This is a genomic window from Streptococcus australis, assembly GCF_003943615.1.
Lineage (GTDB): Bacteria > Bacillota > Bacilli > Lactobacillales > Streptococcaceae > Streptococcus > Streptococcus australis_C.
Map to the genome: position 1 here is coordinate 82821 of NZ_RJPZ01000003.1, position 12928 is coordinate 95748.

Annotated in this window: 12 protein-coding genes; 2 read left to right on the forward strand and 10 right to left on the reverse strand. The window is 43.3% G+C overall.

Features of this window, described 5'->3' with window-relative positions; translation table 11 throughout:
• Position 1: 1 nt before the first annotated feature.
• Genes tsaD through tsaB form a run of 3 tightly spaced genes read right to left on the reverse strand, consistent with a single transcriptional unit; the run spans position 2 to position 2131 of the window.
• On the reverse strand, positions 2 to 1024 hold the full coding sequence (tsaD, locus tag D8785_RS04100; RefSeq protein WP_125374572.1) for a tRNA (adenosine(37)-N6)-threonylcarbamoyltransferase complex transferase subunit TsaD: 1023 nt from the start codon (positions 1022 to 1024) through the stop codon (positions 2 to 4).
• Positions 1014 to 1451: a ribosomal protein S18-alanine N-acetyltransferase gene (gene rimI, locus D8785_RS04105; RefSeq protein WP_125374573.1), complete on the reverse strand. Its 438-nt coding sequence runs from the start codon at positions 1449 to 1451 to the stop codon at positions 1014 to 1016. Before rimI ends, tsaD begins: the two co-directional genes overlap by 11 nt.
• Positions 1448 to 2131 carry a tRNA (adenosine(37)-N6)-threonylcarbamoyltransferase complex dimerization subunit type 1 TsaB gene (gene tsaB, locus D8785_RS04110; protein WP_125374574.1) on the reverse strand — a complete coding sequence of 228 codons (684 nt, stop codon included), beginning with the start codon at positions 2129 to 2131 and terminating at the stop codon, positions 1448 to 1450. Before tsaB ends, rimI begins: the two co-directional genes overlap by 4 nt.
• 283 nt (positions 2132 to 2414) lie before the next feature.
• Here tsaB and D8785_RS04115 point away from each other — a divergent pair, with 283 nt between their 5' ends.
• Both D8785_RS04115 and rnjA read left to right on the forward strand, forming a co-directional pair.
• Positions 2415 to 2645: a DNA-dependent RNA polymerase subunit epsilon gene (locus D8785_RS04115; RefSeq protein ID WP_123160642.1), complete on the forward strand. Its 231-nt coding sequence runs from the start codon at positions 2415 to 2417 to the stop codon at positions 2643 to 2645.
• A gap of 3 nt (positions 2646 to 2648) precedes the next feature.
• Entirely contained in the window at positions 2649 to 4331 is a 1683-nt protein-coding gene (rnjA, locus tag D8785_RS04120) for a ribonuclease J1 (RefSeq protein WP_023027298.1), read from the forward strand.
• Positions 4332 to 4578: 247 nt separating this feature from the next.
• Here rnjA and glnA read toward each other — a convergent pair whose 3' ends face one another.
• From glnA to rpsG, 7 genes are all read right to left on the reverse strand, one after another.
• Positions 4579 to 5925: a type I glutamate--ammonia ligase gene (glnA, locus tag D8785_RS04125; protein ID WP_125374575.1), complete on the reverse strand. Its 1347-nt coding sequence runs from the start codon at positions 5923 to 5925 to the stop codon at positions 4579 to 4581.
• 41 nt (positions 5926 to 5966) lie between these two features.
• Positions 5967 to 6332 carry a MerR family transcriptional regulator gene (locus D8785_RS04130; protein WP_023024490.1) on the reverse strand — a complete coding sequence of 122 codons (366 nt, stop codon included), beginning with the start codon at positions 6330 to 6332 and terminating at the stop codon, positions 5967 to 5969.
• 69 nt (positions 6333 to 6401) lie between these two features.
• Positions 6402 to 6935, reverse strand: coding sequence for an FUSC family protein (locus D8785_RS04135; RefSeq protein ID WP_125374576.1), 534 nt, complete (start codon positions 6933 to 6935; stop codon positions 6402 to 6404).
• A 146-nt stretch (positions 6936 to 7081) separates the two neighbouring features.
• A complete protein-coding gene (locus tag D8785_RS04140; protein WP_048715731.1) occupies positions 7082 to 8281 on the reverse strand; it encodes a phosphoglycerate kinase in 1200 nt (399 codons plus the stop codon).
• A gap of 556 nt (positions 8282 to 8837) precedes the next feature.
• Entirely contained in the window at positions 8838 to 9848 is a 1011-nt protein-coding gene (gap, locus tag D8785_RS04145) for a type I glyceraldehyde-3-phosphate dehydrogenase (RefSeq protein ID WP_006595530.1), read from the reverse strand.
• 253 nt (positions 9849 to 10101) lie between these two features.
• Positions 10102 to 12183 (reverse strand): elongation factor G, encoded by a 2082-nt coding sequence (gene fusA / locus D8785_RS04150; protein WP_023024498.1) that lies wholly within the window; start codon positions 12181 to 12183, stop codon positions 10102 to 10104.
• 268 nt (positions 12184 to 12451) lie between these two features.
• Positions 12452 to 12922: a 30S ribosomal protein S7 gene (gene rpsG / locus D8785_RS04155; protein ID WP_003003105.1), complete on the reverse strand. Its 471-nt coding sequence runs from the start codon at positions 12920 to 12922 to the stop codon at positions 12452 to 12454.
• Between the last annotated feature and the right edge of the window lie 6 nt (positions 12923 to 12928).

The window sequence follows — 12928 nt, forward strand, 5'->3', positions numbered from 1 at the left end:
ACTATTCTAAGTTTTCTTCTCTCGAATCAAAAGCAAGACTTGGTTTGGCATTTAAGTCTAAGCTAGCAAAATTTCCCTTATTCCATTCGCTAATGCTGGCATAGGCAATCATCCCAGCATTGTCCCCACAAAGGCGTAAAGGTGGAATAATCACCTTGACATCCGTAATTTCTCTTGCTAAACGTTCTCGTAAGCCTTGGTTAGCCGCGACTCCTCCCGCCACCACCAGGGTTTTAACTGGGTATCTTTCTAAGGCTTTTTTGGTCTTGGCCATCAAGATATCCATCACCGCTGCTTGGAAGGAAGCCGATAGGTCTTCCTTGGACAGGCTCTCGCCTTTTTGCTCAGCATTGTGGTGGAGATTGATAAAGGCAGACTTAAGCCCTGAGAAGGAGAATTCCAGATTGTCTTCCTTGATCATGGCACGGGGGAAATCATAAACATCCTGACCTTGGTGGGCCAATTCGTCAATCTCGCGACCGGCTGGGTAGGTCAAGCCCATGACGCGTCCAACCTTATCATAGGCCTCACCAACCGCATCATCACGTGTTTCTCCAACAATCTTATAATCACCCGCCTCCGATACATAAACTAACTCAGTGTGTCCACCACTAACCAATAGAGCTAGCAAGGGGAACTCCAAAGGCTCGACACTCTGAGCCGCCATCAAATGACCGGCCATGTGGTTCACAGGAATCAAAGGAATTCCATGTGCCCAAGCAAAGGCCTTGGCTGCAGCAAGGCCTACCAAGAGAGCTCCAACGAGACCTGGTCCGTAGGTCACAGCAACCGCTGTGACTTCTTCTTCTGTAATTCCCGCTTCTTCTAGCGCTTCCTCGATACAGGCCGTAATGACTTCGACATGATGCCGACTGGCCACTTCTGGAACCACTCCCCCGAAGCGTTTATGACTTTCAATTTGACTGGCAATGACATTGGACAAGAGCTCATCATCGTTTTTTAAGACGGCGACACTGGTCTCATCACAAGACGTTTCAAATGCCAAAATATATCTATCCTTCATTTGCTTCCCTTTTCATCATAATGGCGTCTTCGGTAGGTGCATGATAATACCCTTTCCGGCAACCAATTTCTTTAAATCCTTGTTTCTGATAAAGAGTCCGAGCTGGAGTATTTCCTTCTCTCACTTCTAAAAAGACCTCTTTCTCCCAGGGGACTGTTTCGAACAACTGACGAGCAATCCCTTGACCTTGCCACTTTTTTCGAACAGCAATTTGAACGACTTCTAACTCGTATAGGTTTTCTTGTATGGCCAAGAAACCGACCAATTCTTCCCCATGATAGGCGAAGGCATACCAATTTTGAGCTTGTCCAAGATCCGCTAGGATTTGCTCCAAGGTCCAAGGACTTTGTCCATAGACATCGTCTAAGATTTCTAGCATCTGAGGGGCTAAATCTAATCGCCCCTCTTCCTTCTCGATTCTGATCATAGGCGTTTGATGTAGGACTGACCAGACTCTTGATGGTCCTTGAGCCAGTTTTCCTCTGCCTCTACGCGCTTGAGGTAGTTGGGTACAAAGCCATGGACAGAGACAGGTTCTTTTTTAAGTCCCAATCGGCCGATCCGTACCGCATCCGGTAGACTTTCTCTTATCAAAGCATGTGGCAAGGCTTCTTGAATCTGTTCCCCAAAGGCTTCTACTTCACCAAGAAAGGTCACCTTCTCAGCGCCCTTGGCTCTTTCTAACACAGCCTCAAAAGAGAGGTGAGCCTCCGGATAGAGAAGAACATCCTCTTGGTAAAAGCCCGCATAGACATGGTTGCGCCGCGCATCCATTACTGGAATGGCCAGACCTTCTATCCCTTCTGGCACCAAGGCTAGTAAACTAGATACCCCTACCAAATCAATCTTTAGTGTTTGAGCTAGAGTTTTAGCCGTTGCTACTGCAATCCGCAAGCCAGTATAGGATCCTGGTCCCTCTGCTACTACAATACGTTCCAAATCAGTTGGTTTCCAATCAATGCTGGCCATCAAAAATTCAATGGTGGGCATTAAGGTAATGCTATGGTTTTTCTTGATAGTAAGCGTCAACTCCGCTAATCGGTTTTCTTCCTCCAAAAGGGCAACGGATAGGGCCTTACTGGATGTGTCGAATGCTAATACTTTCATATTTTCTCCTCGTTGTCTGTCTCATATTATACTACAAATAGACGCCAAACGGTAGAGGAAGCACCCCCAGACTGTCAAATCACCCGCTCTCTATTCCTTTTAAAAAAGCGCTTCCTTCTGCTTTCAGAACCTGCTTGCATCTTTTCCTTAGAGCCTATTTATGGTATAATGAATAATAATTATATCGAATCAGGACAACACAAAGCAAGAATAGGTGTCTCAGCTAGCTACTAGCTGTTTCTTTTCTGCTACAGTCCGAACAAGTGAAAGGAACCGAAACGAAATGATTTACAAAGTTTTCTACCAAGAAACAAAAGAACGCAACCCTCGTCGTGAAACGACTCATGCCCTCTATCTCGATATTGATGCTAAGAATGAATTAGAAGGACGCATTGAAGCTCGTCGCCTTGTTGAGGAAAATACACCTTACAACATCGAATTTATCACCCTCTTGTCAGACCAACACCTAGAATATGAAAAAGAGTCTGGCGCATTTGAAATTACGGAGTTCTAATCCATGGCATATACCTTAAAACCTGAAGAAGTTGGTGTTTTCGCCATTGGAGGTCTCGGGGAAATTGGTAAAAATACCTATGGGATTGAATACCAAGACGAAATCATCATTGTAGATGCTGGGATCAAGTTCCCTGAAGATGATTTGTTAGGGATTGATTACGTTATTCCTGACTATTCCTATATCGTTGAAAATATCGACCGTGTCAAAGGGGTCTTGATTACTCACGGACACGAAGACCATATCGGAGGAATTCCCTTCCTCTTGAAGCAAGCCAATGTACCCATCTATGCGGGACCTTTGGCCCTAGCCCTTATTCGTGGAAAATTGGAAGAGCATGGCCTCCTTCGTGGTGCTAAACTCTATGAAATCAACCAAAATACGGAGTTGACCTTTAAGCATATTAAAGCGACCTTCTTCCGTACGACCCACTCTATTCCAGAACCTTTGGGGATCGTTCTACACACGCCTCAAGGGAAAATTGTCTGCACGGGAGACTTTAAATTTGACTTTACTCCAGTTGGTGAGCCGGCCGATCTGCACCGGATGGCCGCTCTAGGAGAGGAAGGCGTCCTCTGTCTTCTTTCTGACTCAACCAATGCGGAAGTCCCAACCTTTACCAACTCTGAAAAAGTCGTTGGCCAATCCATTATGAAGATTATCGAAGGCATTCATGGACGCATCATCTTTGCTTCCTTCGCCTCAAACATCTTCCGTCTCCAACAGGCTGCAGATGCCGCTGTTAAAACTGGCCGTAAGATTGTTGTCTTTGGACGCTCGATGGAAAAAGCCATTGTCAACGGGATTGAGCTGGGCTATATCAAGGTACCACCTGGAACAATTATTGAACCAAGTGAGATCAAAGACTACCCGGCAAACGAAATCCTCATTATGTGTACAGGGAGCCAAGGGGAGCCAATGGCGGCACTATCTCGTATCGCTAATGGAACCCACCGCCAAGTGCAATTGCAACCGGGTGATACCGTTATCTTCTCATCTAGTCCGATTCCTGGCAACACAACTAGCGTCAACCGCCTGATCAACATCATCTCTGAAGCAGGAGTCGATGTCATCCACGGTAAGATTAACAATATCCATACCTCAGGACACGGTGGTCAACAAGAACAAAAACTTATGTTGCGCTTGATCAAACCAAAATACTTCATGCCTGTCCACGGTGAGTACCGTATGCAGAAGATTCATGCTGGACTTGCTCGTGATTGCGGAGTAGAAAAGGATAACATCTTCATCATGAGCAACGGTGATGTCCTTGCCCTCACAGCCAACTCGGCTCGTATCGCAGGAAGCTTCAATGCCCAAGATATCTATGTCGACGGAAATCGCATCGGAGAAATCGGAGCTGCTGTCCTTCGTGACCGCAAAGATTTATCAGAAGACGGTGTCGTTCTAGCTGTTGCGACAGTTGACTTCAAGTCAAAAATGATTTTAGCTGGACCAGATATTCTCAGCCGTGGCTTCATCTATATGAGAGAGTCCGGTGATCTGATCCGTGAAAGTCAACGTATCCTCTTCAACGCTATCCGAATCGCCTTGAAGAACAAAGATGCCAACATTCAAACCGTACACGGTGCTATTGTCAATGCCCTCCGTCCTTTCCTTTACGAAAGTACGGAACGTGAACCCATCATCATCCCGATGATTTTGACACCAGATGAAGAAAATTAAGTAAAAAGAATGAGGCTGGGACAAAAGTCCTAGCCTCTCAATTGTCTTTGGATTGTCGGCAAGGCGCAGTGGTTGAGTGGGCTCTACTACGCTGATTTCATCAGCTTTTACAGCCTTACTCAACTGTGCGGAGATAGGATGACGAAATCGAATTCTAACGAATGACCGATTTCTGTTCCACTCTCATTTTCTATCTATGAAAAATGAGCCAGGTAATCAAACCTAGCTCATTTTTGTATGGATTTGCTTAATACAAGTCCAAGTAGTTATCAATTTCCCATTGTGAAACGAAGGTTGCATAGCTTGCCCACTCGATGCGTTTGGCTTCTAAGAAGCTCGTGTAGATGTGTTCACCAAGAGCATCCTTAACGACTTCATCTTCTGTCAAAGCTTTCAAAGCATTGTGAAGAGTAGATGGAAGGTCAGTGATTCCAGCTTCTTTACGCTCTTCAGCTGTCATGATGTAAATATTTTCTTCGATAGGAGCAGGTGCTTCGATTTTATTCTCAATCCCATGCAAACCAACTTCCAAAAGAACAGCCATCGCAATATATGGGTTAGCCATCGGATCTACTGAGCGCAATTCCAAACGTGTTCCCATCCCACGAGTAGCTGGTACACGAACCAATGGGGAACGGTTGCGGCCAGCCCAAGCAATATAGACGGGTGCTTCATAGCCTGGAACCAAACGTTTGTAGGAGTTGACAGTCGGGTTCATGATGGCTGTGTAGTTGTAAGCGTGCTTGATCAAACCGCCAAGGAAGTGATAAGCTGTTTCTGACAACTGCATTCCTTTTGGATCATTTGGATCAAAGAAGGCGTTGTTCCCTTCGGCATCAAACAAGGACATATTGCAGTGCATACCGGAACCAGCGATCCCAAATTTTGGTTTAGCCATAAAGGTAGCATACAAACCATGTTTGCGAGCAATGGTTTTTACAACGAGTTTAAAGATTTGAATCTTGTCACAAGCGCGAAGAACTTCATCGTACTTAAAGTCAATTTCATGCTGACCTACAGCGACTTCATGGTGACTGGCTTCTACCTCAAATCCCATTTGAGTTAAGACATTGACGATTTCACGACGAGTGTTATCCGCAAGGTCTGTAGGCGCCAAATCAAAATAGCCACCCTTGTCATTCACTTCAAGAGTTGGGTCTCCATTTTCATCCAGTTTAAAGAGGAAGAACTCTGGCTCTGGTCCAAGGTTGAACGATTTGAAGCCAACTTCTTCCATGTGACGAAGGGCACGTTTGAGGTTTCCACGTGGATCTCCTGCAAATGGTTCCCCTTCTGTTGTATAGACATCACAAATCAAGCCTGCGACACTACCGTTCTCATCTCCCCAAGGGAAAACAGTCCAAGAGTCCAAGTCAGGATAGAGATACATATCAGACTCATTAATCCGAACAAACCCTTCGATAGAAGATCCATCAAACATGGCCTTATTTGAAAGAACCTTTTCCAACTGTTCATCTGTTGCTGGAATTTCAACGTTTTTCATGGTCCCTAAGATATCTGAGAACATCAACCGAATAAAGGTTACGTTTTTTTCTTTGACTTCGCGACGAATATCTTCAACAGTAATTGACATGTGTGTCTCCTTATGAATAAAGCAATAAGTAAAAAGAATGATCAGCGTAACTGACCATATGGCGATGAGGTCGTATGAAAGCGACTTTGCTGAAGAATGTCGCGATGAAGGGCCTTGCGAACTTCCTTCTCGCTAACTACCTTGGCAGCTTGGCGTTTAGCTTCTTTCTCAGCAATCCGTTTTTTAATTCCTGCAATATTAAGGCCTTCAGATAAGTAATCCTTAATCTCCAACAGGCGGTCCATATCGTTGAGAGAAAACATCCGACGATTGCCCTCTGTACGATCTGGAGTAATGAGTTGTTGGTCTTCGTAGTAGCGAATCTGACGAGCTGTTAAATCTGTCAATTTCATAACACTACCAATCGGAAAGACCGCTAACGTTCGTCTTAATTCCTTTTCTTTCATACAAGACCCCCTTTCTATTCTATTATAACGCAAAAAAAACCGATGTCAAGATTAAAATGTTATATAATCTCACATGGTTTTTTTTCTTTCATTTATAAAATCCCGAATGCGATCCACATCTGAATTGACTAAAATCGCAATAAAGACTCCGATAAAGGTTTCAAAGATGCGTGCAAAAACATATAAGAAGGTTTCTCCCGTAGGAATGGAGAGGGTGATGATCAACATGGCTGAAACACCACCGATGATTCCAGCTTTGTTGTTCATGGCGACATTTGTCATAATGGTTAGCATGGTCGCAATGGGCACAAAAATCAGTGTGACCCAAAAAGCATCGTGGAAGAGGATCTTGATCATAAAGAAAAGTAGAGCATAAAAACCACCGATGCTGTTGCCCATCACACGCGAAGCACCGAAGTGAACACTCTTATCAAAATCTTCTCTCAAGCTAAAGACAGCTGTCAGTGCCCCAATCTGCAAGCCCCGCCAACCAAAGATACCAAAAATCAATAGAACCAGAAAAACGGCTATCCCTGTTTTGAAGGTCCGCATTCCCAATCGAAATTTGGAACGGTCAAATTTATGTCGTTTAAAGTAATCCATTGTCCCCTATCTTTCTATCTCTTTTATTCTAACATATTTCCAGAAAGGTTCAAGCAGGGAAATGAGGAATATCTGGCTCCCTTCTACTCTCGTCCAATAGAAAAAGCACCTTTCGGTACTTTTTCTATGGTTTATGAGGAACCGTCTTATTTTTCAGTCAAAGCTGCAAGTCCTGGAAGAACTTTACCTTCAAGGAGTTCCATTGATGCTCCACCACCAGTAGAGATCCATGAGAACTTGTCTGCACGACCAAGGTTGATCGCTGCAGCAGCTGAGTCACCACCACCGATGATTGATTTAACGCCTGGTTGTTTAACGATAGCATCCATGACACCGATTGTACCAGCTTGGAAGTCAGGATTTTCAAATACACCCATAGGTCCGTTCCATACAACTGTTTTAGCACCAGTCAAAGCTTCGTCAAATTTAGCGATAGATTTAGGACCGATATCCAAACCAAGGAATCCTGGATCAACTGCTTCACCTTCAGTGTCTTTTACTTCAGTGTAGTCAGCAAATGCGTTCGCTTCTTTTGAGTCAACTGGCAAGATCAATTTGCCGTTTGCTTTTTCAAGAAGAGCTTTAGCAACATCCAATTTATCTTCTTCTACAAGTGAGTTACCGATTTCGATACCTTGTGCTTTGTAGAATGTGTAAGTCATCCCACCACCGATAAGAACTTTATCAGCTTTTTCAAGCAAGTTTTCGATAACACCAATCTTGTCTGAAACTTTTGAACCACCAAGGATAGCCACAAATGGACGTTCTGGAGCTTCAACTGCTTCTTGGATGTAGGCAATTTCGTTTTCAAGAAGGAATCCAGCAACAGCTTTTTCAACGTTTGCTGAGATACCAACGTTAGATGCGTGTGCACGGTGAGCTGTACCGAATGCATCGTTTACGAAGATACCATCTCCAAGTGATGCCCAGTATTTACCAAGTTCAGGATCGTTTTTAGATTCTTTCTTGCCGTCAACATCTTCGAAACGAGTGTTTTCAACCAAAAGAACTTGTCCATCTTCAAGAGCGTTGATCGCTGCTTCCAATTCAGCACCACGAGTAACACCTGGAAGGAAAGCAACATCTTGACCCAATTTAGCAGCCAAGTCAGCAGCTACAGGAGCAAGGGATTTCCCTTCTTTATCAGCTTCTTCTTTTACACGTCCAAGGTGAGAGAAGAGGATTGCACGTCCGCCTTGCTCAAGAATGTACTTGATTGTTGGAAGAGCAGCAGTGATACGGTTGTCGTTTGTGATCACGCCATCTTTTACAGGAACGTTGAAGTCAACACGAACGAGAACTTTTTTCCCTTTCAAGTCAACGTCTTTAACAGTCAATTTTGCCATTGGATATGACTCCTTCTATTTTTAATACATGATAATTATATCACAAAAGCTGTAAAAGAGGTAGAAAAATCCAATGCTTTTCCCTCTAATTGACAGTCCTATCCAAAGAACCTATAATAGGATAAAAAATGGAGAACAAGATGAAACAAGAATTATCCACTCAACAAAAAGAAGTTGATAAAGATTTAAATATCCTAAAACTTTTCACCTTCCTTTGTAATGTCTTTTAAGCTCTTTTCAACAGAATCCAACCTCCTTTGACAGGTACGAGGGGTCTGAATCTTTTAGCCAGTCAGGCCAGAAGATCATCGCTAGAAAGATAGGGTTGTACTTCTTCCCAGCTTAGAGGGACTTCAGAGCGATGTTAGAAGAATTTAATCTCCCCTTTCAGGAGCATGCTCTGGATTTGTCCTTGCTAAAACTGCTTATGTAACATCTGCCCTTAGTCAAGAATACGATAATCTCATCGATTCATCACTTCATTACATATAGTATTAGACCATAACTTTAAAAAGAAAAAAAGAGGAGGGAACCCTCCTCTTTTCATACACATGAATTATTTAGCAATTTTTGCGAAGTATTCAAGAGTACGTACAAGTTGTGCAGTGTAAGACATTTCGTTGTCATACCATGAAACAACTTTAACCAATTGTTTACCATCAACGTCAAGAACTTTAGTTTGAGTTGCGTCAAACAATGAACCGTAAGCCATACCTACGATATCTGAAGATACGATTGGATCTTCTGTGTAACCGTATGATTCGTTAGCTGCTGCTTTCATAGCTGCGTTCACTTCATCAACAGTAACGTTCTTTTCAAGAACTGCAACCAATTCAGTAACTGATCCAGTTGGAGTTGGAACGCGTTGTGCAGATCCGTCCAATTTACCGTTCAATTCTGGGATTACAAGACCGATAGCTTTAGCAGCACCAGTTGAGTTAGGAACGATGTTAGCTGCACCAGCGCGAGCACGACGAAGGTCACCACCACGGTGTGGTCCGTCAAGGATCATTTGGTCACCAGTGTAAGCGTGGATAGTAGTCATCAATCCTTCTACAACACCAAAGTTATCTTGAAGAGCTTTAGCCATTGGTGCCAAGCAGTTTGTAGTACATGAAGCACCTGAGATAACTGTTTCAGTACCATCAAGAATGTCGTGGTTAGTGTTAAATACAACTGTTTTAACGTCGTTTCCACCAGGAGCAGTGATAACAACTTTCTTAGCTCCACCTGGGTGCAAGTGTTTTTCAGCAGCTTCTTTCTTAGCAAAGAAACCAGTTGCTTCAAGAACGATTTCTACACCGTCGTTAGCCCAGTCGATTTGTTCTGGATCACGTTCAGCAGAAACTTTAACGAATTTACCGTTAACTTCGAATCCACCTTCTTTAACTTCCACAGTACCGTCGAAACGACCTTGAGTTGTGTCATATTTCAACAAATGTGCAAGCATAACTGGATCTGTAAGGTCGTTGATGCGAGTAACTTCAACACCTTCTACGTTTTGGATACGACGGAAAGCAAGACGACCGATACGACCGAAACCGTTAATACCAACTTTAACTACCATTCGTGATTTCCTCCTTATGAAAATCAAAAAATTTTTTATGTGAAAAGAGTAACTTGATAGGTTACAAATCATCTTTCAACAATATTATTATATACTTTCTTCCCCTAAAATGCAACTGATTTCAGTAGGATTAGAAATATTACACAAACTTTCATATTCATTTTCACTATCTCTTATGAGGAAGAGGAGTTGAACTCTTTCGAATCAAAAAAGCCTTCCTTCTAAGAGGAAAGCTTTTAGCTAGACGGCAAAATTATGCTTCACCTTTAGCTTTTTTAATGATTTCTTCTTGTACTGATTTCGGTACATCTTCGTAGTGGTCAAATACCATCATGAAGGTACCACGTCCTTGAGTTGCAGAACGAAGGACAGTAGCGTAACCGAACATTTCAGCAAGTGGTACATAAGCACGAACGATTTGGCTTGCACCGTGTGCTTCCATACCATCTACACGTCCACGACGAGCAGTTACGTGACCCATAACATCCCCAAGATTTTCTTCAGGAACTGTGATGGTTACAAGCATCATTGGTTCAAGGATAGCTGGTTGTGCTGATTTAGCTGCTTCTTTAAGGGCAAGAGATGCAGCGATTTTGAAGGCAGTTTCAGATGAGTCAACATCGTGGTATGAACCATCGTAAAGCTTCGCTTTCACGTCAACCATTGGGTAGCCAGCAAGAACACCGTTCGCCATAGATTCTTGAAGTCCTTTTTCTACTGCAGGGATGAATTCACGTGGAACCACACCACCGACGATTGCATTTTCGAACTCGAATCCTTTTCCTTCTTCGTTTGGAGTAAATTCGATCCAAACATCACCAAACTGACCTTTACCACCAGATTGACGTTTGAAGAATCCACGTGCTTGTGTAGAAGCGCGGAATGTTTCACGGTAAGATACTTGAGGAGCACCAACGTTTGCTTCAACCTTGAATTCACGTTTCATACGGTCAACAAGGACATCCAAGTGCAACTCACCCATACCAGAGATAACTGTTTCACCAGTTTCAGGGTTTGTTTCAACTCGGAATGTTGGATCTTCTTCAGCCAATTTTTGAAGGGCAATACCCATCTTGTCTTGGTCTGCTTTAGATTTAGGCTCAACCATCAATTGGATAACTGGTTCTGGAACTTCGATTGACTCAAGGATAACTTTTGCTTTTTCATCTGTCAATGAGTCACCAGTTGTTGTATCTTTCAAACCAACAGCAGCTGCGATATCTCCAGAGTAAACTGTTTCGATTTCCATACGAGTGTTGGCGTGCATTTGAAGGATACGTCCGATACGTTCACGTTTACCTTTAGTAGTGTTCAATACGTAAGAACCTGAGTTCAAGACACCTGAGTAAACACGGAAGAACGTCAAACGACCTACGAATGGGTCAGTCATGATCTTGAAGGCAAGCGCTGCAAATGGCTCTTCGTCAGAGGCTGGACGTTCTACTTGTTCGTCTGTATCTGGGTCGATACCTTTGATTGCTGGGATATCAAGCGGGCTTGGAAGGTAGTCAAGGACCGCATCCAACATCAATTGAACCCCTTTGTTCTTGAAGGCTGAACCACACAATACTGGGAAGAATTCAACATTGATAGTCGCTTTACGGATACCAGCTTTCAATTCTTCGTTAGTGATTTCTTCACCTTCAAGGTATTTCATCATCAAGTCTTCGTCAGTTTCAGCAACTGCTTCAACTAATTTTTCACGGTATTCTTGAGCTTGTTCAAGGTATTCAGCTGGGATATCTTCTTCAAGAATATCTGTACCAAGGTCGTTGGTGTAGATTTCAGCTTTCATCTTGATCAAGTCGATGATTCCACGGAAGTCATCTTCTGAACCGATTGGCAATTGGATTGGGTGAGCATTTGCTTGAAGACGGTCGTGAAGAGTGCTTACTGAGTAAAGGAAGTCAGCACCGATTTTATCCATCTTGTTCGCAAATACGATACGAGGAACTCTGTATTCAGTTGCTTGGCGCCAAACAGTTTCTGTTTGAGGCTCAACACCTGATTGTGAGTCAAGAACGGTTACAGCACCGTCCAAAACGCGGAGTGAACGTTGAACTTCGATTGTGAAGTCCACGTGTCCTGGTGTGTCGATGATGTTTACACGAGTGTCTTTCCATTGAGCTGTTGTAGCCGCAGAAGTGATAGTGATACCACGTTCTTGCTCTTGCTCCATCCAGTCCATTTGTGACGCACCTTCGTGAGTTTCACCAATTTTGTGAATCTTACCAGTGTAGTAAAGGATACGCTCAGTTGTAGTTGTCTTACCAGCATCGACGTGGGCCATGATACCGATATTACGAGTTTTTTCAAGTGAAAATTCGCGTGCCATGAGGTTTTGTTCTCCTATATTTTTTATTTCTATACTATTATAACATGATTTAACAAAAACGGATAGGCAGGACCTACCCGTTCTCAGTGTTCTCATGTATGTGTTGGTTTCAACTTACAAATAAGTTGAATTGAACTAAAGAGCGGACCGAGCTCAATTGAACCCGGGCTAAAAGCTCGGAAAATAGATAAGCTTTCCTAGAATCTTTGATTCTGCGTCAAACTTCCTAATTTTCAGTCGCTTTTTTAACGCCCTCAGTATCTTATTCTTACCAGCGGAAGTGTGCGAAGGCACGGTTAGCTTCAGCCATACGGTGAGTGTCTTCACGTTTCTTAACAGCTGCACCAGTGTTGTTTGCAGCATCCAAGATTTCTTTAGCAAGGCGGTCAACCATTGTGTGCTCACCACGTTGACGAGCGATTGTTACCAACCAACGAAGTCCAAGTGTTGTACGGCGTTCTGGACGAACTTCAACTGGGACTTGGTAGTTTGATCCACCAACACGACGTGCACGTACTTCAAGTACAGGCATGATGTTTTCCATAGCTGTTTCAAATACTTCAAGTGCGTCATTTCCAGTAGCTTCTTTGATTTGCTCAAAAGCACCGTAAACGATTGAAGCTGCTGTACCACGTTTACCATCAAGCATAACGCGGTTGATAAGACGAGTAACTAGTTGTGAATTGTAAAGCGGATCTGGCAATACGTCACGTTTTGGAGCTCTATTTTTACGACTCATTTCTCT